Source organism: Solicola agrisoli (assembly GCF_049059935.1).
In the GTDB taxonomy this organism is placed as follows: domain Bacteria; phylum Actinomycetota; class Actinomycetes; order Propionibacteriales; family Nocardioidaceae; genus JAURVT01.
The window spans coordinates 1-21829 of the sequence record NZ_JBMGQR010000047.1 but is presented as its reverse complement, the minus strand read 5'-3'; the positions used below and the strand labels follow the sequence as shown (position 1 = coordinate 21829).

The 21829-nt window shown below is 73.7% G+C and carries 25 protein-coding genes; 13 read left to right on the top strand and 12 right to left on the bottom strand.

All coding sequences use genetic code 11. The features are described from left to right. Positions 1-13 precede the first annotated feature (13 nt). Positions 14-385, top strand: coding sequence for a DoxX family protein (locus ACI6PP_RS15610; RefSeq protein ID WP_421112530.1), 372 nt, complete (start codon positions 14-16; stop codon positions 383-385). A gap of 63 nt (positions 386-448) precedes the next feature. On the opposite strand, the gene ACI6PP_RS15605 is transcribed toward ACI6PP_RS15610, so the two are convergent. Next, positions 449-1540, bottom strand: a complete 1092-nt coding sequence (locus ACI6PP_RS15605; RefSeq protein WP_421112529.1) for an SDR family oxidoreductase — start codon at positions 1538-1540, stop codon at positions 449-451. Positions 1541-1635: 95 nt separating this feature from the next. On the opposite strand from ACI6PP_RS15605, the gene ACI6PP_RS15600 reads away from it, so the two are divergent. Beyond that, positions 1636-2223, top strand: coding sequence for a TMEM175 family protein (locus ACI6PP_RS15600; RefSeq protein WP_421112528.1), 588 nt, complete (start codon positions 1636-1638; stop codon positions 2221-2223). On the opposite strand, the gene ACI6PP_RS15595 is transcribed toward ACI6PP_RS15600, so the two are convergent. From ACI6PP_RS15595 to ACI6PP_RS15585, 3 genes are all read right to left on the bottom strand, one after another. Then, a complete protein-coding gene (locus ACI6PP_RS15595) occupies positions 2195-2716 on the bottom strand; it encodes a hypothetical protein (protein WP_421112527.1) in 522 nt (173 codons plus the stop codon). The two genes, ACI6PP_RS15600 and ACI6PP_RS15595, sit on opposite strands and share 29 nt — an antisense overlap. Positions 2717-2819: 103 nt before the next feature. After that, a complete protein-coding gene (locus ACI6PP_RS15590; protein ID WP_421112526.1) occupies positions 2820-3143 on the bottom strand; it encodes a hypothetical protein in 324 nt (107 codons plus the stop codon). Between the two features lie 181 nt (positions 3144-3324). Further along, entirely contained in the window at positions 3325-5460 is a 2136-nt protein-coding gene (locus ACI6PP_RS15585; protein ID WP_421112525.1) for an MMPL family transporter, read from the bottom strand. Between the two features lie 107 nt (positions 5461-5567). Here ACI6PP_RS15585 and ACI6PP_RS15580 point away from each other — a divergent pair, with 107 nt between their 5' ends. Continuing rightward, complete coding sequence (locus ACI6PP_RS15580; protein ID WP_421112524.1) at positions 5568-6680, top strand: GGDEF domain-containing protein; 1113 nt, start codon at positions 5568-5570, stop codon at positions 6678-6680. A 66-nt stretch (positions 6681-6746) separates the two neighbouring features. Here ACI6PP_RS15580 and ACI6PP_RS15575 read toward each other — a convergent pair whose 3' ends face one another. From ACI6PP_RS15575 to ACI6PP_RS15565, 3 genes are read right to left on the bottom strand one after another with little or no spacing between them, the layout of a single operon-like run. Continuing rightward, a complete protein-coding gene (locus ACI6PP_RS15575; RefSeq protein ID WP_421112523.1) occupies positions 6747-7955 on the bottom strand; it encodes a polysaccharide pyruvyl transferase family protein in 1209 nt (402 codons plus the stop codon). Positions 7956-8003: 48 nt separating this feature from the next. Then, entirely contained in the window at positions 8004-8567 is a 564-nt protein-coding gene (locus ACI6PP_RS15570; RefSeq protein WP_421112522.1) for a DUF305 domain-containing protein, read from the bottom strand. Between the two features lie 53 nt (positions 8568-8620). Then, on the bottom strand, positions 8621-9013 hold the full coding sequence (locus tag ACI6PP_RS15565) for a DUF6153 family protein (protein ID WP_421112521.1): 393 nt from the start codon (positions 9011-9013) through the stop codon (positions 8621-8623). Between the two features lie 99 nt (positions 9014-9112). Here ACI6PP_RS15565 and ACI6PP_RS15560 point away from each other — a divergent pair, with 99 nt between their 5' ends. Then, positions 9113-10087 carry a lipid kinase gene (locus ACI6PP_RS15560; RefSeq protein WP_421112520.1) on the top strand — a complete coding sequence of 325 codons (975 nt, stop codon included), beginning with the start codon at positions 9113-9115 and terminating at the stop codon, positions 10085-10087. A gap of 40 nt (positions 10088-10127) precedes the next feature. After that, a complete protein-coding gene (locus ACI6PP_RS15555; protein ID WP_421112519.1) occupies positions 10128-10916 on the top strand; it encodes an esterase/lipase family protein in 789 nt (262 codons plus the stop codon). An 18-nt stretch (positions 10917-10934) separates the two neighbouring features. On the opposite strand, the gene ACI6PP_RS15550 is transcribed toward ACI6PP_RS15555, so the two are convergent. From ACI6PP_RS15550 to ACI6PP_RS15540, 3 genes are read right to left on the bottom strand one after another with little or no spacing between them, the layout of a single operon-like run. Further along, positions 10935-11750 (bottom strand): ABC transporter permease, encoded by an 816-nt coding sequence (locus tag ACI6PP_RS15550; RefSeq protein WP_421112518.1) that lies wholly within the window; start codon positions 11748-11750, stop codon positions 10935-10937. Next, on the bottom strand, positions 11747-12679 hold the full coding sequence (locus ACI6PP_RS15545) for an ABC transporter ATP-binding protein (protein ID WP_421112517.1): 933 nt from the start codon (positions 12677-12679) through the stop codon (positions 11747-11749). Before ACI6PP_RS15545 ends, ACI6PP_RS15550 begins: the two co-directional genes overlap by 4 nt. Further along, positions 12676-13779: a LolA-like protein gene (locus tag ACI6PP_RS15540; RefSeq protein ID WP_421112516.1), complete on the bottom strand. Its 1104-nt coding sequence runs from the start codon at positions 13777-13779 to the stop codon at positions 12676-12678. Before ACI6PP_RS15540 ends, ACI6PP_RS15545 begins: the two co-directional genes overlap by 4 nt. 138 nt (positions 13780-13917) lie before the next feature. Here ACI6PP_RS15540 and ACI6PP_RS15535 point away from each other — a divergent pair, with 138 nt between their 5' ends. From ACI6PP_RS15535 to ACI6PP_RS15510, 6 genes are all read left to right on the top strand, one after another. After that, positions 13918-14958: an iron-siderophore ABC transporter substrate-binding protein gene (locus ACI6PP_RS15535; RefSeq protein WP_421112515.1), complete on the top strand. Its 1041-nt coding sequence runs from the start codon at positions 13918-13920 to the stop codon at positions 14956-14958. A 32-nt stretch (positions 14959-14990) separates the two neighbouring features. Next, positions 14991-15668, top strand: coding sequence for a haloacid dehalogenase-like hydrolase (locus tag ACI6PP_RS15530; RefSeq protein ID WP_421112514.1), 678 nt, complete (start codon positions 14991-14993; stop codon positions 15666-15668). Positions 15669-15772: 104 nt separating this feature from the next. Beyond that, positions 15773-16315: a hypothetical protein gene (locus tag ACI6PP_RS15525; RefSeq protein WP_421112513.1), complete on the top strand. Its 543-nt coding sequence runs from the start codon at positions 15773-15775 to the stop codon at positions 16313-16315. Between the two features lie 5 nt (positions 16316-16320). Beyond that, positions 16321-16938 (top strand): hypothetical protein, encoded by a 618-nt coding sequence (locus ACI6PP_RS15520; RefSeq protein ID WP_421112512.1) that lies wholly within the window; start codon positions 16321-16323, stop codon positions 16936-16938. A 5-nt stretch (positions 16939-16943) separates the two neighbouring features. Then, the gene (locus ACI6PP_RS15515; RefSeq protein WP_421112511.1) at positions 16944-17528 is read left to right on the top strand and encodes a hypothetical protein; all 585 of its coding nucleotides are present in this window, start codon (positions 16944-16946) and stop codon (positions 17526-17528) included. Positions 17529-17533: 5 nt separating this feature from the next. After that, a complete protein-coding gene (locus ACI6PP_RS15510) occupies positions 17534-18094 on the top strand; it encodes a hypothetical protein (protein WP_421112510.1) in 561 nt (186 codons plus the stop codon). Positions 18095-18262: 168 nt separating this feature from the next. Here the strand turns inward: ACI6PP_RS15510 and ACI6PP_RS15505 are convergent, their stop codons facing one another. Beyond that, positions 18263-18751: an XdhC family protein gene (locus tag ACI6PP_RS15505; RefSeq protein ID WP_421112509.1), complete on the bottom strand. Its 489-nt coding sequence runs from the start codon at positions 18749-18751 to the stop codon at positions 18263-18265. Between the two features lie 55 nt (positions 18752-18806). Here ACI6PP_RS15505 and gndA point away from each other — a divergent pair, with 55 nt between their 5' ends. Then, on the top strand, positions 18807-20252 hold the full coding sequence (gene gndA, locus ACI6PP_RS15500) for an NADP-dependent phosphogluconate dehydrogenase (protein ID WP_421112508.1): 1446 nt from the start codon (positions 18807-18809) through the stop codon (positions 20250-20252). Position 20253: 1 nt separating this feature from the next. Continuing rightward, entirely contained in the window at positions 20254-21315 is a 1062-nt protein-coding gene (locus tag ACI6PP_RS15495) for an alanine racemase (protein WP_421112507.1), read from the top strand. A 9-nt stretch (positions 21316-21324) separates the two neighbouring features. Here the strand turns inward: ACI6PP_RS15495 and ACI6PP_RS15490 are convergent. Beyond that, on the bottom strand, positions 21325-21829 hold a 505-nt coding region (locus tag ACI6PP_RS15490), incomplete at its 5' end, for a VldE C-terminal domain-containing protein (RefSeq protein ID WP_476712941.1).

Sequence of the window (21829 nt, the reverse complement as noted above, 5' to 3'; positions counted from 1 at the left end):
CTACGCTTCGGCCATGGGCACCGTCGTCTGGATCCTCGAGGTCGGCCTCGCGCTGGTGTTCGGCCTGGCCGGCGTCATCAAGGTGACGCTGCCGACCGAGCGCCTGCTCGAGAACCTGCCGTGGGCCGAGGAGTACTCGCCCAACACGGTGCGGTTCATCGGGTTCGCCGAGATCGCCGGCGCCGTCGGGCTGGTGCTGCCGGCGGCGGCGGTCGTCGTCCCGGTGATGGTGCCGTTCGCGGCGATCTGCCTCGGCATCGTCATGGTGCTCGCGGCGTTCGTGCACCTGCGGCGCGACGAGCCCGCCGAGATGGCGCTCAACGCCGTCCTGCTCGCGCTGCTGCTCGTCGTCGCCTGGGCCCGGGTCGGCCCCTACGCCCTCTGACCCGCCGACCTGTCGGTGCGTGGTGATGCCCCGACGTCACCAGGCACCGACAGCTCCGGGGGATCAGGGCAGGGGCGGGACGACCCGGTCGGCGACCAGGGTGTCGAACACGGCGAGGAACGCGTCCAGGGTGGGGCGGTAGCCGGTGAAGCCGGCGACGCGGCTGTTGCGCATGTCGGTCAGGCACTCCATGTCGCGGCCGAGGTCGGCGTCGGTGTGCCACCACGACGCGACACGCGACAGGTCCGGCTCGCGCAGCCCGTGGTCGGCGGCGATCTGCTCCCAGACCTCCTCGGTGCCGGCCATCTGCTGCTCCAGCGGACGCGGCTCGCCCTCGAACCCCTCGGCCTCGACGCCCAGCGCCTCGGCCAGGCGCGGCCACATCCAGCGCCAGCGGAACACGTCGCCGTTCACCACGTTGAACGGCGTGTTCGCCGCGGCGGGCTCGGTGGCGGCCCACTGCAGGTGCTCGGCCAGCAGACCCGCGTCGGTCATGTCGGTGACGCCGTCCCACTGCGTCCGCGAGCCCGGGAACACGAACGGCCGCCCGGTCTCGCGGCAGATCGCGGCCTGCGCGGCGAGGGTCTGCGCCATGTTCATCGCGTTGCCGACGGCGTGCCCGATGACGGTGTGCGAGCGGTGGACGCTCCAGGTGAAGCCGTCGCGCTCGGCGGCGGCGAACACCTCGTCCTCCTGGTCGTAGTAGAAGTTCGCGTACGGCAGGCGCTCCTCGTCCTCGTGGAACGGGGTGTCGGGCAGGTCGCCCTGGCCGTAGGCCTCGAACGGGCCGAGGTAGTGCTTGAGACCGGTGACGAGCGCGACGTGCTGCACGGTGCCGGCGGGGCGGACGGCGTCGAGCAGGTGGCGCACGATGCCGCTGTTGACCTCGATGTTCTTCGCCTCGGTGTCCTGACGGATCCAGGCGGTGAGGAACACGTGCGTCGGACGGGCGTCGGCGAGGGCCTCGGCCAGCGACGCGGGGTCCTGGAGGTCGGCGAGGACGGGGGTCGCGCCCTCGACGTCCACGGGCGCGCGCCGCGACAGCGCCAGGACCGTCCACCCGTCGTCCACGAGTCGCCGGGTGAGCGCGAGTCCGGTGATGCCGGTGGCGCCCACGACGAGCGCGGTGCGGGGGGTGGTCGGGTCGGTGCTCACGGGTGCTGCCTCCAGGCGGGACGGGGACGAGGGCCGTCCCGAGCCTGCCACCGACCCACGGCGTCGGCAGAACGGCCGGGTGCATGATGAAGCCCGTGCCCGCCCCGCAGTCCTCCGAGCGCCTGGTCTTCTTCACCGACGCGGTGGTGGCGATCGCGATCACGCTGCTCGTGCTGCCGCTGGTGGACGCCGTGCCCGAGGCCGCCGACACCGGGACGGGCCCGCTCGACCTGGTCGCCGAGCAGAGCACGCAGATCTACAGCTTCCTGCTCAGCTTCGTGGTGATCGCGCGCCTGTGGCTCGTCCACCACCGCCTGTTCGCCGACGTCACCGCCGTCACGGGGTCCCTGCTGTGGTGGAACATGGCCTGGCTTCTGACCATCGTCGTGCTGCCGTTCCCCACCGAGCTGGTCGGCAGCTACGACGGCCGCGCCGTCCCGCTGATCTACATCGGCACCGTGCTCGCGAGCGCGGTCTGCCAGAGCGCGTTGGCGCTGATCATCAGACGCCACCGCCTGGACGGGTCGGCGAGCGGCCGTCCGGTCGGCGGCAGCGTGCGCAGCACCGCGGCGATCGCGGCGGCGTTCGTGCTGACGCTCCTGGTGCCGGCCGTCGGGTTCTGGTCGTTGCTCCTGCTCGTCGCCGAGCCGTGGGTCACGCGCCTGGCGAGGCGCCGGGCCTGAGCCAGACGTCGAGCGCGAGCACGGTGGGGTGGCAGCCGACCAGACGCTCGGCCAGCGCCGGCGTCACCTGACGCAGCCAGGCCACGACGCGCGGACGTCCGTCGACGCCGACCGTCTCGCCGGTCATCGCCAGACCGCAGGCGGAGGCCTCGGCGTCGAGCACCTCCTGCACCCGGTCGACGTCGCGCTGCTTGGGCGGACCGACGGTCCCGTCGAACAGCCGCACACCGGTGCCCACCTCGAACGTGAAGCCCGACGGTCCGGCCAGCGGTCCGGCGCTCACGCCGGAGAGGCCGCGGCCGTCCCACCGTCCGGTCACGGTGACGAGCCCGGGGGAGGCCGCTGGTGCGAGGTCGATGCCGAGGTCCCAGTACGGCTCGGGCTCGCGCATCCTGGGGTCGGCCGTCGGGGCGAGCCGCAGGCCGTCCGCGCTCACCCGGCCGCCGACGACCACCTCGTCACCGTCGTCGAGCACCCACGCGGACACGTCCATGCCCGAACGGTCGCACGTCACGCGGGCGGCGGCAGGGACCGGACGGCTGTCGGTGCGCAGTGATGCCGGGGCGTCACCAGGCACCGACAGCTCCGGGAGATCGTCAGGCGGCGTGCTTGCAGGTGGCGCAGGTGCAGTCGGCGCAGACGCAGTTCGCGCAGGTGTCGCCGCCGCAGTTGTCGCAGCTGCAGGTGGCGTGGTTGCACGTCGGGCAGGTGCAGTCGGCGCACGTGCAGACCGCACAGCTGTCGTCGCAGTCGGCGCAGGAGCAGGTGGTGCACTCGTCGTAGTGGCCGTCGTGCTCGTGGTGCACGTGGCCGTCGTGCAGGTAGTCGACGTGGTCCTCGTGGACGACGGCGTCGTGGCCGCACGCGGGGCCGTGGGTGTGGCCGTGGGTCTCGGCCTGGCGGTGGTCGGTGACGGTCATCGTCGGCTCTCCTCGAGATCGCGGTCGAGGCGGTCTCGACGCATGCATGAATTCTTATATGCGACTATATGCATGTCAATGCGGGAGTGGTTCCCGTGCCCGCCCGTCCCACGAGAGTCTCTGGATCGTGGCTGGTCTCTGGATCGTGGTCGCCCGGGCGACCACGATCCAGAGACTCACGTCAGAGCGACGCGCGGTGCCGCGCCCGCCCGCTGCCGCCCTCGGCGTCGCGCACCCGCAGGGCGCGGGCCAGCCCGCGGGGCATGGTCCAGTTGGCGCGGCCGAGCACGGCCACCAGTGCCGGCGCCAGCAGGGCCCGGACGACCAGCGCGTCGATCGCGATGCCGAGCGCGAGCGCGGTGGCGAGGATCTTGACGTCGATCGAGGGCACCGTCGACAGCGCGATGAACGCGAGGAACAGGATCAGCGCGGCCGACGTCACGAGGCGGCCGGTGCGCGAGATCCCGTCGACGACCGCGCGGTGCGTGTCGCCGTGCTCGTCGTAGGCCTCGCGCATCCGCGACAGGATGAACACCTCGTAGTCCATCGACAGCCCGAACAGGAACGCGAACACCGCGACCGGCACCCAAACGGTGATCGTCCCGCTCGCGCTGGCGCCGAAGACCTGCTCGGTGCCGAGCCCGTTCTGCCAGATCAGCACCGTGATGCCGTACGCGGCGCCGATCGAGATCACGTTGAGCACCAGTGCCTTGACGGGCAGCCACAGTGACCGCAGCGCCCGCGCGAGCAGCAGGAACGTGATGACCACGATGCCGAGCAGCACCCACACGGCGTCGCCGTAGACCGCGGTGACGAAGTCGGCGTCCTCGGCGGGCGTGCCGCCCACGCGGGCGCCCTGGCCGTCGGCCACGGTCCGCACGCGGTCGAGGGTCCGGCTCCCGGCGGACGTCGCGGGGTCGGCCTCGCTCCAGACCTGCAGCAGCGAGGTGCCGCCGACCGTCCAGCCCTCGGCGTCGACCGACGTCGCGGCGGCGATCCCCGGCACCGCGGCGAGCAGGGACGCGACGCGGGCGGCGTCGGCGGCGTCCACCAGCACCTCGGTCGGGCGGACGACGCCCGCGGCGACGCCGTCGTCGACGACGCCCTGGGCGGCGCGTCCGGGCGCCGAGTCCGACCCGTACGCCTCGATCTCGGGCGACCCCAGCCGCAGCGTGAGCAGCGGGGCGGTCATGGCGGCGAGCAGCGCCACCGTGGCGACGATGACGATCCAGCGACGTCGGACGACGACGCGCGCCAGCGTCGCCCACCGGCGGCTCGTCGGGTCGTGCGGCGTGCGCCGGGGCCACTGCAGCCGCGGCCCTGCCACGTGCAGCACGACGGGCACGAGCGTCAGCGACGTCGCGACGCTCAGCACCGGGATCAGCAGGCCGCCGAGCCCGATGCTGCGCAGGAACGGCAGCGGGACGGCGACGAGCGCGGCGAGTGACACCGCCACCGTCACGCCGCTGAAAAGCACGGATCGACCCGCCGTGGCGACGGCGGTGCGGACCGCGGTGTCGTTGTCGGCGCCGTGCGAGCGCTCCTCGCGCCACCGCATGACGATGAGCAGCGAGTAGTCGATCGCGACGCCGAGCCCGATGAGCGCGACGAGGTACTGCACGACGAACGACACGTCGGTGAGGCTCGTCAGCCCGAGCAGCGCCAGGTAGGTGCCGAGGATCGAGACCGCCGCGACGAGCAGCGGCACGCCCGCCAGCAGCGAGCCGAACACGACGGCGAGGACGATCAGCGCCCCCGCGCCGCCCAGCACGACCTCGACCAGCACCCCGCGGTCGCCGCCCGAGCTCTCCGCGAGCAGGGCGGTGCCCGTCAGCTGCGGCGTCACCCCGGCGACCGACGCGGTCGACGCGGCGCGCTCGATCGCGGGCAGCGCCCGGGCGTAGGGATCGGGGCCGCCGACCACGCGCGGGTACAGCAGGGCGACCGCCCGTCGTCCGTCCGGTGAGACGAGGGCGCGCGCCTCGCCGTCGCCCGGCACGACGACGCGGGTGCCCGGCGCGGACGCGGCCACCTGCTCGGCCACCTGCGCGAACGCCGCCGCACCTTCGCCCGAGGACAGGTCGGTACCCGCGGGGGCCCGCACGGTGAGGACGACGGGGTCGACGAGCCCGCCGCCGCCGAACTGCCGCTGGATGTCGGTGTTGGCCTCGTAGGCGGGCTGGCCGGGGAGCCCGAAGTCGTAGCTCAGCGCGTCGACGGTCCGCGTGGTCGTGGCGGCGCCGGCGCCGGCGATGACCAGCCAGACGAGCACGACGAGGAGCCGGTGCGACAGCACGGCGTCGGCGAGACGGGACACGGAGACCTCCCCCGGTCGTGGTGTGCCCTGAGCATCCCCTGTGGATCCGTGCGTTGCACCACGGAATCCTGACGCGCTCGCGCCCGAGCGGCTAGCGTCTAGTCACCATGGACGAGCCGGAGCAGCGACGGTGGCAGCCACGGGACGACGAGCCCGGCTCGTCGACCGGGGTCGACCTCGACGTGGTCCGGCGGCTGGCGCTGGTGAGCTCGCGGATGTCGACCGGGAGCGTGCTGTCCGAGACCCTGCAGGTGGTCTCCGACGGGATCGTGGAGGTGCTGGGCTTCGGGGTCGCGGCCGTCAACCACGTGCTGCCCTCGGGCGACTTCCAAGTGGTGGCGCTGACCGGTCCGCCCGAGCTGCGCGAGGAGCTCGCCGACGCCGTCACGCCGCGGGCCGACATGGTCAGGGCGCTCGACCGGGCGGTGCACTGGGGTCGGTTGCGGTTCAGCCCGCACGAGACGTTCGACGAGGACGAGCCCGCGCAGTGGGTGCCCGACGTGCCGGTGCGCGACGACCCCGACGCGTGGCACCCCCTCGACATGCTCCTCGCGCCGATGTGGGACGAGGACGGCGAGATGGTCGGCGTGCTGTCGGTCGACCTCCCGCCGGGACAGCTGCAGCCCACGCGTCTGCTCTGCGAGCTGCTGGAGATCTTCGCGATGCAGGCGGGCCTCGCGGTCGGCGCCGTCGAGATGCGCGAGCGCTACCTCGAGGAGCGCAGCAACCGCGAGCGCCTCCTGGTGGGGATGACGCGACGCGACGCGCTCACCGGGCTGGGCAACCGCCGCGCCCTCGCCGCCGCGCTCGCCGGGGCCGTCGACGGTGCACGTCGCACCGGACGTCCGGGCGCGGTGCTGTTCGCCGACCTCGACGGGCTCAAGCAGCTGAACGACGAGCGCGGCCACGTGGCCGGGGACGAGGCGCTCAAGGCGTGGGCCGCCGCGGTGGTGGCCGTCGTGCGCGAGGACGACCTGGTCTGCCGGGTCGGCGGTGACGAGTACGTCGTCGTGGCCGGGGCGATCTCCGAGCCCGAGACCGTGCAGATGGCCGACCGCCTCCGCCGGATCGCCGACCAGGACGACCCCGCCCTCGGCGGCCTGACGCTGAGCGTCGGCTGCGCGGCCGTCACCGGCGACGCCGCCCCCGAGGACATCCTCGAGCGCGCCGACCGGGCGATGTACGAGGACAAGTCCCGCCGCGCCCGCGCCCGCGCCTGACGTCCCCCTCGTCCGCGATCCGAAGCCTTCGGGTGGTCGAAGCGGCCGGTTGACCGCCCCAAGGCTTCAGATCGCGGACGGGGGAGACGCGGGAGCCGGGGCGGGGGACCAGACGGGGGCGGGCAGGTCGGCGGCGGCCAGCTTGTCGTCGAACCGCCGCGGGCTCTGGCCCGACGAGAACACGTGCTCGAGGCCGTGGCTCTCCAGGAACCCCGAGAAGGCGCGCCAGCGCTCGGCGTGGCCGCGGTTCATCGGGCCCCAGTCGGCGCCGGCGAACAGGTCGGCGGCGTCGACGTCGACGCCCACCTCCGAGATCAGCCGGTAGGGGATCTGGTGGAGGTCGGCGAGCTCGAGCGTGCGCGAGTCGTGGGCCAGGACGACGGCGGGCGTCCCCGCCAGCAACGCGACGACGTTGCCGTGGATGCGGGTGCCGAACGAGAAGTCGTAGCCGCGCAGCAGGTCGATCCAGGTGCTCGACGACAGCGGGAACACCGTGCGTCCCCCGGCGACGAGCGGGTGCGTGGCCGTCACGGGCTTGTCACCGGCGCGCTCGGGCGGGATCCAGCGGTTGACGTACTCACCGTCCAGCAGCAGCCCGAGCGTCGCGCGGTCCTGGGGCACGTAGTGCAGGTGCGGGTAGCGGGCGGCGTGGTGCACCGACAACGGCCCGACCTCGTCCAGGTACGGCGAGGCGTTGAACGCGATGGGCGTCTCGGCGGTGACGGCGTCGATGCGCGGCGTCACCTGCAGGTTCGGGCCGTCCAGGAACATCGACGGGCAGCCGACGACCGCCACGTGCTCGTCGCCGAAGCCGAGACGGCGCAGGTACGACGCGGTGTACTCGCCCCGGACGCCGATCGACGGCGACCGGTCGAGCACCGCGCCGACGAAGCGACGCACGGCCGCGTCGAGCGCGTCACCGCCCACCTGGGCTCCCTCGAGGTCGGCCTGGGCGCCGACACCGAGCACGCTGACGGGCACCCGCGTCCGCTCGACCAGCTCGCTCATCGCGTCCAGGTTCGGCACGAACGGGGGACGGAACGCGTTGGCGAGCGGCAGCACGAGGCGGTCGAAGCGGTCGTCGACCTCGGGTCCGGTGATCCGCTTGAGGCGCGAGGTCGTGATGCGCGTGCCCGCCGTCGACAGCAGCCGGTGCACCGCGTGGCTGAACACGAGGTTGCCGACGTTGTTGCCGATCAGGTTCGCGTCGTGCACCCGCTGGGCCGGCTCGACGGCGAACGGGCTCTGGTGGGCGCGCATCAGGATCCTCGTCACCCGCCCATCCAAACCGATGGCCGGGCGGGCGACGGCCCGCCCCGTCCGTCAGCCGCCGAGCAGCCCGCGCATGGTCTCGATCTCGTCGTTCTGCGTGGCCTCGATGCTGCGTGCGAGGGCGACGGCGTCGGCGTTCTCGCCGTCCTCGGCCTCGGTCCTCGCCATCTCGATCGCGCCCTCGTGGTGGGCGATCATCAGGGTGAGGAACGACCGGTCGAACGCCTCGCCGGTCAGTCCGGCCAGCTGCTCGAGGTCCTCGGGGCTCATCATCCCGCTCATGTCGCCCACGGCGGCGTCGGGCGCGGGGACCTCCTCGTCCCAGTCCTCCAGCCAGCCCGACATCTCGATGATCTCGGGCTCCTGGGCCTGCTGGATCTGCGTCGCGAGCTGCTCCACCTGGGCGTTCGTGGAGCGCTCGGCCACCAGCCCGGCCATCTCGGTGGCCTGGCGGTGGTGCGGGATCATGTCCTGGGCGAACGTGACGTCGGCGGCGTTGTGCCGCGCGGCGTCGGAGCCGGCGGAGGACGTGGGCTCGTCGTCGCCGCCGGAGCAGCCGGCGAGCGCGAGGACGAGGGCCAGCGCGAGCGCGGCCACGGTGCGGGTGCGGTTCATGGGTGGTGCCTTCCTGTCGGCTGGGTGGTGCGGGTGCGGGGGCGGGGTACCCCTCAGCAGCGCAGCACCGACAGGACGGCGAGATCGGGTGGCCGGGGCAGGCGCGCCAGCGGTGGACGCGGCACACCGGCGAGCAGGCCGCGGGGCACCCAGCGCCCGCGTCCGGCGCGGGGCCCGAGCAGCACGAGCAGCACCACCGCGGCCGCCGTCAGCACGGCCACGCAGACGCCCATCAGCCCGGCGGACGCGGTGCCGCCGTGGTGACCGGCCGGCTCGCCCGCGGCGGCCGGCCCGTGCCCGGCGTCGTGCGGCGAGCCCGTCGACGCGGCGGACGGCGCGTCGACGACGCCCGCAAGCGTGTGCATCGAGGCCACGCCGACCAGCAGCGCAGCCACCAGGAGCACCCAGGCGAGGGTGCTGCGGCGGCGCGCGGACGGCGGGGTCATCGCCACCGATCGTAGGGGGCACCTGGAGGACGCGCCCGGCTCACGAACCTCTCATCGATCGCTCACCGGACGCTCAGAAAGCCTCACTATCGTGGAGCCATGACCGACCCGTTCCGCCCCACCCGTGCTGCTCTCGTGGTCAACACGGCCTCGCGACGCGGCGCGGACGCCTACGACGACGCGCACACCCGGCTCGTCGACCTGGGCGTCCCGCTGGAGGAGTCGTACCCGGTGACGGACGCGAGCCGACTGTCCGAGACGGTCGAGCACCTGGTCGCCGACGGCATCGACCTCGTGGTGGTCGGCGGCGGTGACGGGACGGTCAGCAGCGTCGTGGACGTCGTCGCCGGGAGCGGCGCCGTCCTCGGCGTGCTCCCCCTGGGCACGGCCAACGACCTCGCCCGCACGCTCGAGCTGCCCACCGACCTGGCGGCCGCCTGCGAGACGATCGCGCAGGGCGTCGTGGTCGACATCGACCTCGGGCGGGTCGGCGGGCTGCCGTTCCTCAACGTCGCCTCGCTCGGCCTGTCGGTGGGCGTCACGCGGGCGCTCAGCCCCGTCCTCAAGCGCAGGCTGGGTCCGATCGCCTACCCGCTCGCCGCGGTCAAGGCCTACCGCAGCCACCAGCCGTTCTCGGCCGAGCTCGTCTTCCCCGCCGGCGACCACGAGACCGTCCGCCTCGACGACCTCCTGCAGGTGGCCGTGGGCAACGGCCGCTACTACGGCGGCGGCAACGCCGTCTCGCCCACCGCCGGCATCGACGACCACCTGCTCGACGTGTACGCCATCACCCGCGGGCACTGGCGCGAGCACGTCAGCATCGCGCGGTTCCTCAAGGACGGCTCGTTCGTCGAGCACGAGAACGTCCTGCACCTGACCACCCGCGCGGTGGAGGTGCGGACCGACCCCGACCTGCCGATCAACGTCGACGGCGAGGTCGTCACGTCCACGCCGCAGACGTTCACCGTCGACCGCAACGCGCTCGACGTCATCGTGCCGGCGGCCTCGACGGCGGCACGCGCCGACCGTCACGACCGGGTGGTCGACGTCGGCGGAGACGCCCCCGCCGCCTGACCGACGCGCCGCTCCTGGTGTGACGGGGGACGATGGGCCCGTGCTCGACTCGCTGCCCCCCGCCCGACGCCGGCTCGCGGTCGCGGTGGCCGCCCTCCTCGGGCTCGTCGTCCTCGCCGTCGCGGCGGTCGTCGTGTCGCGGACGCTGACCGCCCCGGACGCGGTGCCGCAGTCCGAGCCCGGCCCCGTGGTGGTGGTGCCCGGCTACGGCGGCGGCACCACCGCGCTCCGGCCGCTGGTGCTCGCGCTGGGCTACCAGGGGCGCGAGGTCGCCGTGCTGCCTCCCGCCGACGACAACACCGGCGACCTCGACGCCCAGGCCGAGCGCCTCACCGCGTTCGTCGACGGCGTGATCGAGCGCGAGGACGCCGCGTCGGTCGACGTCGTCGGGTACTCCGCCGGCGGCGTCGTGGCCCGGCTGTGGGTGCGCGACCACGGCGGCGCGGCCAAGGCGCGGCGGGTGCTGACGGTCGGCTCGCCCCACCACGGCACCAGCGTCGCCGCTCTCGCGACGCAGGCGGTGGGCTGCCCGGTGGCGTGCGAGCAGCTGACGCCCGACAGCGACCTGCTCCGACGCCTGAACGGCGGCGACGAGACGCCGGACGGCCCGCTGTGGGCCACCGTCCGCTCGTCGTCGGACCAGGTGGTCACGCCCACCGACTCCGCCGAGCTCGACGGCGCCGACGTCAACGTCCTCGTGCAGGACCTCTGCCCCGACGAGCGCGCCTCCCACGGCGACCTCCCCGGTGACCCTGTCACCCTGGCGATGCTCACCTCGGTGCTCGGCACGTCCGCGCCGCAGGCCCCGCGCGACGTCCCCTGCCGCTGAGCCGTCGGGCGCCGTCGGTCAGCTGGTGACGTCCTTGGTGGTGAAGTTCGCCCACGCCGCGCCGAGGAAGACGAGCAGGTAGGCGCCCTGCAGCAGCACGCCGCGCACCACGTCGCGCCACAGGATGGGGTCGCGGAACAGGTCGACGAACGCGAGCCAGTACCGCGTGGGCAGCCAGGGCTGCAGGGCGTCGGCGGCGTCGAGACCGAGCAGGACCGTGGACGCCACCAGGAACGCGACGGTGCCGAGCGCCGCGCCGATGGCCGAGTCGGTGAACGTCGACAGCAGCAGCGCGAGCGCCGCGACGCCGAGCATCGACAGCGTCACGTACCCGAGGGCGAGCAGGGTGCGCTGCGCGATCTGGGTGCTGTCGAGCGAGGTGCCCGACACGCTCGCGACGGCGCCGCTGGGGTCGCCGTCGCCCAGCAGCAGCTGGCCCACCACGTACCCGACGACGGCCACGACCACCACGGCCAGCAGCACGAACGCCACCACGCTCACCATCTTGGCGACCAGCAGCCGGGTGCGGCCGACGGGGCGCACGAGCAGGTAGCGCAGCGTCCCGGTCTGCGCCTCGCCGGCGATCGCCTCGCCGCCGATGACGGCGACCGCGACCGGCAGGAACAGCGGCAGCACGATGGCCAGTGCGGCGAGCGGGAAGAGCGTCCCGTCGGTGAGCACCGCGGACAGGAACGCCGGTCCGGTGCCCGGACGCGGGCCGACGTCGGTGAGCGCGAGCAGCACCGCGACGAGCGTGGGCAGCGCGTTGAGCATCGCGATCGTCACCCAGGTGCGCGGGCGGCGCAGCATCTTGACCAGCTCGACGCGGATCACGAGGCCACCACCCCAGCGTCGACGACGGTGTCCTGCTCGCGCCGCTCGTCGCTGCTGGCGGCGAGCACCACCTGCTCGAGGTCGCGCAGCTCGGGGCCGACCTCGCGGACGCGCACGCCCGAGGAGACGAGGCGGTGGTTGACCGCGGCGGAGTCGGGGTCGTCGACGACGAGACGGTCGCCGTCGGCCGAGACCAGCTGCGCCGTGAGCAGCCGGACGGCCTGTGCGGCGTCGGGGGTGCGGACCACCGTGCGCCCCGTGGGCCCGCTGAGCGCCGCCATGTCGTCCTGGACGACGAGGCGTCCGCGGTCGAGCACGCCGACGCGCGTGCACAGCTGCTCCACCTCCGACAGCAGGTGGCTGGACAGAAAGATGGTGGTGCCGGCGCGGTTGAGCTCGAGCAGCAGCTCGCGGATCTCGTGGATGCCCTGCGGGTCCAGGCCGTTGGTGGGCTCGTCCAGGACCAGCAGGCGCGGCCTGCGCAGCAGCGCGGACGCGAGGCCGAGGCGCTGGCGCATGCCCAGGGAGTAGGTGCGGACGCCGCGCCGGTCGCCGGGGTCCAGGCCCACCTGCTCGATCACGTCGGCCACGCGCGCGCGTCGACCGCGGGCCCGGGTGCCCCTGCCGGCGCCGTCGAGCAGCGACAGGTTGGCCCGGCCCGACAGGTGCGGGTACGCCGCGGGGCCCTCGACCAGCGCGCCCACCTGCGGCAGCACCGTCATCGCCGCCCTGGGCATGGGCTCGCCGAGCAGCTCGATCTCGCCGGACGTGGCGAGGACGAGGCCGAGGAGCATGCGCACCGTGGTCGTCTTGCCCGACCCGTTGGCGCCGAGGAAGCCGAACACGTCGCCGTCGCGGACGTCGAGGTCGACCGAGTCGACGGCGCGCACCGCGCCGTAGCGCTTGGTGAGGCCCTGGGTGCGGATCACGAGAACCTCGTTCGCAGGTCGGCGACCTCGGACGCGGCGCGGTCCAGGGTCTGGGGGGTGACGGTGCCGACGAGCAGGAAGCCGCTGCCGCGCCGACGCTCGGGGGTCACCAGGATGGACAGCGGGCCGAGGTCGACCCCGGTGCCGCTGGTGGTCTCGCGGACGCCCGGCGTGCGCCGCAGCTGCTCGCGCAGGGGCTCGGCCGCCCGCCCGCGCAGCGGGATGAACAGGAGCACCGTGGGCCCGCGGCCGTAGACGCCCACGGCGCGGGTCGGCAGGTCGGGACGCCCGGCGCGGGCCGTCAGCCCGGCGAGCTCGTCTGGGGCGCGGTAGGGCGCGAAGGCGTTGGACGCGTCGGCGACGTCGATCGTCTCGTCGAAGCGCACGTCGGTGCCCGGGGGCGGGTCGAAGGCGGTGGTGGACGCGGCGGGCGCCGTCAGGTCGACCTCGGCGTACCGGGTGGACAGCGACGGACGCGCCTCGCCGTCGGCGTAGACCTCCACCTCGAGCGGCAGGCCGGTCTTCGCGTCGGCCCACACGTCGACGCGGTCGATGCTGGCCTGGGCGTCGGCGGGGCGCAGCCGCACGCCGGCTGCGTCACGCCCGGCCACCCGCCTGGCCGGCAGGGCCGACAGCTCGGAAGCGCGTGCACCGGCCAGCACGCGCCGGGCGAGCTGGCCGGGCAGGACGTCGGACGTGTCGGGCAGGCGGACGGGCGCGGCGCGCGTCACCGTCGCGTTGCCCGACTCGTAGACCCAGCGCAGCGTGCCCTCGGGCCGGTGGAACAGGTCGGTCTCGCCGGTGCTGCGGACGCGGTCGACGCGCCAGTCGTCGCCGCCGCGCCAGAACACGCGCACACGGTTGCGCTCGCCGAGCAGGGTGGCGATGCCCTCGAAGCTGTCGGCCTCGGGCACCTGGATCGCGCCGTCGGACTCCACGTAGCCGGAGTGCTCGACGTCGGCGGAGCCCTGCACCGCGGCCGCCACCTGCGCCGGCGTCAGGTCGGGGTCGCCGACGGGCACGGCGCTGCCGACGTACGGGGCCGCGACGACGGCCGCCGCGAGGACGGCCACCACCAGCCAGCGTCGTCGTCGAGTCACCCGCTCCACGGTACGGGCGGGGCGGTGGCGCGGCTGGTGGACGGTGGCTGTGGGCCACGCCACAGGTCCCGGGGTGGCGACCTCACCGCTCGGGATGCTTAGGTAAGGCTGCCCTGACCACAGTCCGAAAGGTCCCCGATGTCCCTGCGCTCGCTCCTGCGTCGCCCCCGCGCCCTGCCCGCCGTCGCCGCGACGGCCCTCGTCCTGTCGCTCGCCGCGTGCGGGTCCGGGAGCGAGGACGGCACCGACGCCGCCGGGTCGGCCTCCGGTGCGTTCCCGGTGAGCGTGAAGAGCTCGCTCGGCACCGCGGAGATCACCGACGAGCCCCAGCGCGTCGTCACGCTGGGCCAGGGGTCGGCCGAGACCGCGATCGCGCTCGGCACCACGCCGGTCGCGATGGAGCGCTACGACTGGGGCGCCGACGACACCGGCTACCTGCCGTGGGTGCACGAGGCCGTCACCGAGCGCGGGGACGACCTGCCCACGCTGCTCAAGCCGTCCGAGCAGCTCGACGTCGAGGAGATCGCGGCGCAGCGGCCGGACGTGATCCTGGCGGTCTGGTCGGGCATCACCCAGGACCAGTACGACCTGCTCAGCAAGATCGCGCCGACCGTCGCCTACCCGGATCTCGCCTGGAGCACCGACTGGGACGAGCAGATCGACACCGTCGCCACGGCGCTGGGCAAGGCCGACCGGGCGGACGACCTCAAGACCGACATCACCGACCGGCTCGAGGCCGTCGCCGACGAGCACCCCGAGTACGCCGAGCACACGTTCGCCTACCTCTACAACACCGGGCCGGGCACGCTCGGTGCGTTCCTCGAGGACGAGCAGCGCGTGTCGATGCTGCGCACGATGGGGCTGCGGCTCGACCCGGTGGTCGACACGTTCGAGGAGACCGAGGGCACCGACTCGGCCGTGCTGAGCCTGGAGAACGCGGCGGACTTCGAGGACACCGATCTGATCTTCACCTTCTACTCCGACCCCAAGAACAAGACCGAGGTCGAGGCGCAGCCCGTCTACGCGTCCATCCCGGCGATCGAGCGCGGGTCGACGGTGGTCAGCACCGACCAGTCGTTCGTCACCGCGTCGTCGATCATCAACCCGCTGACGGTGCCGTGGATGATCGACCAGTACGTCCCGCTCATCGACGAGGCGATCGCCAAGGTCGGTTCCTGACGCGTCCGGGGCCGTGGGGCAGGATGGCGCCCATGCCTGCTGGGACGAACGCACCCCGCCCGACCGCCCTGTTCGACCTCGACGGGGTGCTGACGCACCGCGACACGATGACGCGCTACGTCAGCCAGGTGCTCTTCCGCGACTGGTGGCGGGTGCCGGCGTCGATCCCGGGCCTGATCGGCATCGGGCTGACCAGGCGCGCGCCCGGCCTGCGTCGCATCCCGGCCAAGGCGCTGGTGCAGGTGGCGATGTTCGGCGCCGACCGCGAGGCGGTCGAGGAGCGGCTGCGCGAGGTCGGGCGCGAGTTCGCCTCGCACCGCGAGTGGATCACCGTGCAGGCCGTCGCCGAGGCCCGCCGCCGGCTGTCCGACGGCGAGCGCGTCGTCGTCACCACGGCGTCCGCCGAGCCGCTGGCCCGCGCGCTGCTCGACGGCGTGGGGCTGGCCGAGGCCGAGCTGGTGGCGTCCGGCCTGTCGTCGACGGGTCCGTTCCTGGGGCTCGGGCCGCACAACTACCACGAGGGCAAGCTCGCCGGCCTGCTCGCGGCGGGCATCCGGCCGCCGTACGTCGTGGTGCACACCGACTCCCTGGCCGACCTGCCGCTGATGCGGGCCAGCGACCGCACCGTCCTGGTCAACCCCGGCGCCTTCGCGGTGGCCCGCGCCGAGGCCGAGCTGGGCGAGTCGGTCTCGGTGGCGCGCTGGACGTGACGTCGTCGTACCGATGTCCGGTTTCTCCGGACGCCGGGACGATCCGTCCCCTACCTTGACGGTCCGGTCGCCACCGCGGCGGCCTCACCGACCTCGGGGGACAGATGAAGCGTGCGTTGATGGTGCTGGTCGTGGCGGCGGTGGCCGTCGGGCTGGTCGCGAGCCCGGCCTCGGCCCAGACCAAGACCCGCAAGGACAAGGTCGGTGACGCCGCCGCGAGCTTCGACCTGCGGTCCGCCGTGGTGAGCAACCGCGACAACGCGATCGTGGTCAAGACGCGCTTCACCAAGGTCACCAAGCGGCGGACGGCCGTCTACTCCTACCTGACCCCGCGCGGCACGAAGTACGACCAGGGCTACGTCGTCGACAGCTACCCGATCTCGAAGGGGCGCTACCGCACGGTGCTGTTCAAGCTCGACGGCAAGGACTCCACGGTCGTGCCGTGCTCCGGCGTCCGCTCCACGTGGAAGAAGGGCGCACGCGGCCTCGCCCGCGTCGTCGTGCCGCAGTCGTGCCTCGGCGACGACGCCGGCACCCTCGAGGTCTGGCCCGTCGTCTACGACAACCGCGACGTCACCGACTCCGGCGGCCGCGCCGCGAAGCGCGTCGACACCCTCAAGCACCTCGTCACCGTGAAGCGCGGGTGATCGGCGTGCGCAGGATCCTCCTCGTCGTGCTGACCGTCGCGGTGACGGTCGGCCTGGCCGGCGCCCCCGCGTCGGCCCAGACCAAGGTCCGCAAGGACAAGATCGGCGACGCCCCGGCCAACGTCGACATCCGCTCGGCGAAGGTGCAGAACAATGCCAGCAAGCTCGCCGTCACCGTCCGCTTCCAGAAGGTGCAGAAGCGACGCACGTCGCTCGCGGTGTCCTTCCTGCCAGGTTCCCTCGACGAGCTGACCGATTCCGACTCGACCCTGACCTTCTACAGCCTCTCGAGCGAGCCGGTCTCCGGCGGCCGATACTCGGCCCGGCTCGTGCGCATCTCCTTCGACGGCTCGCAGAGCCTGGACGACCTCGACGAGCAGCGGGTGCGCTGCCCGGGGCTCTCAGCGCGGTGGAAGCGCGGCACGCGCGGCTTCGCCCGGGTCGTGGTGCCGCAGTCGTGCCTGGGTGCCGACGCCGGCAGACAGGTCATGGCCGTCACGTCCTTCGACAAGAAGGCGATCGCCTCCGGCCTGGCCGTGCGCCAGTCGCTCCGCGGCGACCTGTCCGACGACGAGATCCCCATCGACTTCATCGACTCGCCCATCTCCACGCGGCGCGGGTGATGGGCGTGCGCAGACTCCTCCTCGTCGTGCTGACCGTCGCGGTGACGGTCGGCCTCGCCGGCGCCCCGGCGTCGGCCCAGACCAAGGTCCGCAAGGACAAGATCGGCGACGCCGTGGCGAACGTCGACATCCGCTCGGCGAAGGTCCAGAACAACTCGCGCAACTACGCGGTGACCGTCCGCGTGCAGAGGGTGCAGCGTGGTGTGACCGGGACGGTCGTCCTCCTGCTCCCGGCGGGTGCGGGCAACCCGGACGACGCGACCATCTACGGCGTCGCCACCATCCCCATCTCCGGCGGTCGCTACTCCACCCAGCTCTTCGACCTCGGCAGCGAGCTCGACGACGAGGACCGGGTCTCGTGCCCCGGTCTGACCTCACGGGTCGAGAGAGGTGCGCGCGGATACGTCCGCACGACCGTCCCGCAGAGCTGTCTGGGGTCGGCGGCTGGCACGCTGGCCGCGCTCGTCGGGACCTTCGACAAGCGCGACGCAGGTTTCCGCACGGCCATGCGAGCAGCCCGTCGCGGTGACGAGCCCACGTCCGACACCAACGACGTGGTCGACTCGTTCATCACCACGCGGCGCGGGTGATCGGCGTGCGCAGGCTCCTCCTCGTGGTGCTGACCGTCGCGGTGACGGTCGGCCTGGCCGGCGCCCCCGCGTCGGCCCAGACCAAGGTCCGCAAGGACAAGGTGGGCGAGGTCGCCGCGGACATCGACGTCCGCTCGGCGAAGGTGCAGAACAACCGCGCCGCGTACGCCCTGACGCTGCGGTTCGTGAAGGTGCGGCGGGGCCACACCGCCCTGGCGGCCTTCATCTCGCCGGCCGGCGAGCCCGAGGCCGTCTACGTCCTGCAGGTGCTGCCGACGTCGCGCGGCCGCTACTCCCCGACGCTGGAGCGGCTCGACCTCGACGGCGACAGCGGTCTGCAGAAGGTGGGCTGCCCGGGTGCCGCCGCGCGGGGCAAGGCCGGTCGTCGCGGGTACGTCCGCGTGGTCGTGCCGCAGTCCTGCTTCGGGGCCGACGCGGGCACCCTGGTGACCAGTGCCTTCAGCTTCGACGGCTCCGAGGGCGGCATCCTGTCGGGCAAGCGTGGCGACGAGCCCTACCAGGACGACGCCGACGGCCTCTCCGACATCACCACCCGGCGCGGCTGAGCGTCGCGTCCCAGGAGCAGTCGGTGCCTCAGGGGCCCAGAGGCCGCTGAGCCACCGACAACTCATCGGTCGGCTGCCGCGGCACCCGGCCGTGGTGACCCCTCGGCCTTGTATCCTCGACGCAGAGCCGCCCCCGGTGACCCGAGACACTGGGGGCGGCTCGCTGCGTCACCCGCAGGGGCAGTCGCCGCCCTCGGGCTTGTCGGGGTGGATGGGGCCGCCTCGCTCGTCGACGCCCTGCACGCCGGACGCGCCGCGAGCGAGCGCCACCACCTGCGCCACGACGGCGAGCGCGATCTCGGCGGGGGTGTCGGCGCCGATGTCGAGGCCGGCCGGTCCGTGGATGCGGTCGCGCGCGTCGACGTCCACCCCCGCGCCGGCGAGCCACTCGCGTCGACGCTCCTGCGTGCGGCGCGAGCCCATCGCGCCCACGTAGCCGACGTCGGACGCGACTGCGGCGGCGAGCGTCGGCCCGTCCACCTCGGGGTCGTGGCTCAGCACGACGACGGCGTCGTCCGGGCCGAGGGTCGAGACCTGCTGCGCGGCGGACGCGTCGGTGTGCTCGACCTTCCACCCCATCACCGCCCCGAGCTGCGTGGTGGCGTCGGCGACCGGGCCTGCGCCGACGACGAGGATCGTGCGTGTGGGGGTCGTCACCGTCCCAGCATCGGCCCCGCCTTGCGCCGTGTCCACGGCTGGGCAGGATGGATCCATGACTTCCTCCTCCGACGCTCGCGCCGACATCGGCGTCACCGGCCTCGCGGTCATGGGCCGCAACCTCGCACGCAACCTCGCTCGCAACGGCAACGTGGTGGCCCTGCACAACCGCACCCAGTCCCGCACCGACTCGCTGGTGGAGGAGCACGGCGACGAGGGCGACTTCGTCCCGTCCGAGACGCTCGAGGAGTTCGTCGCCTCGCTCAAGACGCCGCGCGCCGTGATCGTGATGGTCCAGGCCGGCGAGCCCACCGACAAGGTGATCGAGCAGCTGACCCCGCTGCTCGAGGAGGGCGACATCGTCGTCGACTGCGGCAACGCGCACTTCCCCGACACCCGCCGCCGCGAGCAGGAGCTCAGCGACAAGGGCCTGAACTTCGTGGGCGCCGGCGTCTCCGGCGGCGAGGAGGGGGCGCTCAACGGCCCCAGCATCATGGTCGGCGGGTCGGCCGAGGCGTACGAGAAGCTCGGCCCGATCTTCGAGTCGATCGCCGCACAGGTCGACGGCGAGGCCTGCTGCGCGCACCTCGGCCCCGACGGCGCCGGCCACTTCGTCAAGATGGTGCACAACGGCATCGAGTACGCCGACATGCAGCTGATCGCCGAGGCGTTCGACCTGCTGCGGCACGGCCTCGGCGCCGAGCCCGGCGAGATCGCCGAGATCTTCGGCTCCTGGAACGAGGGCGACCTCGACTCGTACCTGATCGAGATCACCGCCGAGGTGCTCGCCCACGTCGACGCCCAGTCGGGCAAGCCGTTCGTCGACGTCGTCCTCGACCAGGCCGAGCAGAAGGGCACCGGCCGCTGGACGGTGCAGAACGCGCTCGACCTCGGCGTCCCCATCACCGGCATCGCCGAGGCGACGTTCGCCCGCGCCCTGTCCGGCGGCGTGCCGCAGCGCGAGGCGGCCAAGGGCCTGCCCGCCGGCACCGGCGACGGCGAGATCACCGACCGCGACGCGTTCGTCGAGGACGTCCGCCGCGCGCTGTACGCGTCCAAGGTGATCGCCTACTCGCAGGGCTTCGACCACATCGCGGCCGGCAGCGCCGAGTTCGACTGGGACGTCGACCGCGGCGTCGTCTCGCGCATCTGGCGCGGCGGCTGCATCATCCGGGCCCGCTTCCTCGACCGCATCGGCGAGGCCTACGAGCGCGACGTCGAGCTGCCCCTGCTGCTCGCCGACGACTACTTCCGCGGCGCCGTCGAGGACGGTCTGCCGGCGTGGCGCCGGATCGTCGCGCACGCGGCCACCGTCGGCATCCCGACGCCGGCGTTCTCGTCGTCGCTGGCCTACTACGACGGGGTGCGGGCCGAGCGCCTGCCCGCGGCCCTGATCCAGGGTCTGCGCGACTACTTCGGCGCGCACACCTACCGCCGCACCGACGTCGACGGCTCCTTCCACACGGGCTGGTCGGCCGACCTCACCGAGGCCCCGGCCTGACGTGGACGCGGAGCAGCCGACGCCGTACCTGCGGGTCGACGTCGACCGCCTGGACGCCAACATCGCGCGCGGCGCGGCGTGGGCGTCCGAGCGCGCCGTCGCGCTGCGTCCGCACGCCAAGACGCACAAGAGCAACGAGATCGCGCGCCGCCAGCTCGCCGCCGGAGCCGCGGGGCTGACGGTCGCGACCGTGGCCGAGGCGGAGGCGTTCGCCGCCGGCGGCGTCGACGACCTCTTCGTCGCGTACCCGCTCGGGCTCGACGACGACCGGGCACGCCGGCTGCGCGAGCTGGCCGGACGGGTGCGCCTGGCGATCGGCGTCGACAGCGTCGAGGGGGCGACGTCGGCGGCGCGGCACCTCGCCGGGTCGGGCGTCGAGGTGGTCGTCGAGGTCGACTCGGGCCTGCACCACAGCGGCTGCCCGCCCGAGCAGGCCGCTGCGGTGGCCGACGCGGCCGCTCCGCTCGGCGTCCGGGGCGTCTTCACCTTCCCCGGCCACGCCTACGGCCCCGGCAACGCCGCCGGTGCGGCGCGCGAGGAGGCGCAGGCGCTCGGCGTCGCCCGCGACGCGGTGCAGGCGGCCGGCCACGACGTGTCGGTGGTCAGCGGCGGGTGCACGCCGTCGTTCGAGTCGTCGGACACCGGCGTGCTCACCGAGCTGCGGCCCGGCGTGTACGTCCACGGCGACGCCCAGCAGGTCGAGCTCGGGCACTGCGCCCTCGACGACGTCGCCCTGACGGCCGTCGGCACGGTGGTGCACCGACGCGACGGCGTGGTGGTGCTCGACGCGGGCGCGAAGGTGATGGGCCCGGACCGTCCCGCCTGGGTCTCGGGCCACGGACGGGTGCTGTCCGAGCCCGCCGCCCGGATCACCGGGCTGCGCGAGCACCACGCCGTCGTCGCCTGGCCCGACGACGGGTCCCTGCCGGCCCTGGGTTCGCGGCTGCAGCTGGTGCCCAACCACGTGTGCACGGCGGTGAACCTGTCGGCCGCGATGACCGTCGTCAGCGGCGGCGAGGTCGTCGACCGCTGGCCCGTCGACGCCCGGGGCGCCAACACCTAGTCGCGTGCGTCAGCCGGTGGTGACGTGCACGTGGTCGAAGTGGTTGGCCGTGGCGGACCCCCGGTCCTCCATGCTGCGCCAGCCCTCGGACGCGCGCTGCGTCGTCCAGATCCGCTGCTTCCAGATCACCTCGGTGACGCCGAGCTCGGAGGCGTTCTCGCGCACCCAGGCGGCGATCGCGTCGCCGTCGGCGCCGGCGGTCATGATGTCGAGCGCCTGGCCCTGGCCGTGCATGCCGTCCGAGCGCATGCCGCCGTAGGCCTGGACGTCGGGAAACTGCTTGCACACCGCGCGGTGCACGGCGACGGTGTTGGGTCGCAGGCCGCTCTCGACGCCGGAGCCGCCGGGGCAGGGGGCCGACGAGAGGCCGGGCTCGTCGGCGGACAGCGCGGAGGTGAGCACCCAGCGCGCCTTGCCGTCGCGCAGCACCTCGGACCAGTCGCCGTCGGTGGTGCCGGTGACGTCGAGGCGCTTGCCCTCGGCGACGTCGCCGTCGGACGGGAACGACTCGGCC

Excerpts from the sequence above, each read along its gene's own strand:
- ACI6PP_RS15560 (WP_421112520.1), top strand. The coding sequence starts at position 9,113 with ATGACCGACCCGTTCCGCCCCACCCGTGCTGCTCTCGTGGTCAACACG.
- ACI6PP_RS15535 (WP_421112515.1), top strand. The coding sequence starts at position 13,918 with ATGTCCCTGCGCTCGCTCCTGCGTCGCCCCCGCGCCCTGCCCGCCGTC.
- gndA (WP_421112508.1), top strand. The coding sequence starts at position 18,807 with ATGACTTCCTCCTCCGACGCTCGCGCCGACATCGGCGTCACCGGCCTC.
- ACI6PP_RS15610 (WP_421112530.1), top strand. The coding sequence starts at position 14 with ATGGGCACCGTCGTCTGGATCCTCGAGGTCGGCCTCGCGCTGGTGTTC.
- ACI6PP_RS15570 (WP_421112522.1), bottom strand. The coding sequence starts at position 8,567 with ATGAACCGCACCCGCACCGTGGCCGCGCTCGCGCTGGCCCTCGTCCTC.
- ACI6PP_RS15530 (WP_421112514.1), top strand. The coding sequence starts at position 14,991 with ATGCCTGCTGGGACGAACGCACCCCGCCCGACCGCCCTGTTCGACCTC.
- ACI6PP_RS15565 (WP_421112521.1), bottom strand. The coding sequence starts at position 9,013 with ATGACCCCGCCGTCCGCGCGCCGCCGCAGCACCCTCGCCTGGGTGCTC.
- ACI6PP_RS15525 (WP_421112513.1), top strand. The coding sequence starts at position 15,773 with ATGAAGCGTGCGTTGATGGTGCTGGTCGTGGCGGCGGTGGCCGTCGGG.
- ACI6PP_RS15595 (WP_421112527.1), bottom strand. The coding sequence starts at position 2,716 with ATGGACGTGTCCGCGTGGGTGCTCGACGACGGTGACGAGGTGGTCGTC.
- ACI6PP_RS15590 (WP_421112526.1), bottom strand. The coding sequence starts at position 3,143 with ATGACCGTCACCGACCACCGCCAGGCCGAGACCCACGGCCACACCCAC.
- ACI6PP_RS15580 (WP_421112524.1), top strand. The coding sequence starts at position 5,568 with ATGGACGAGCCGGAGCAGCGACGGTGGCAGCCACGGGACGACGAGCCC.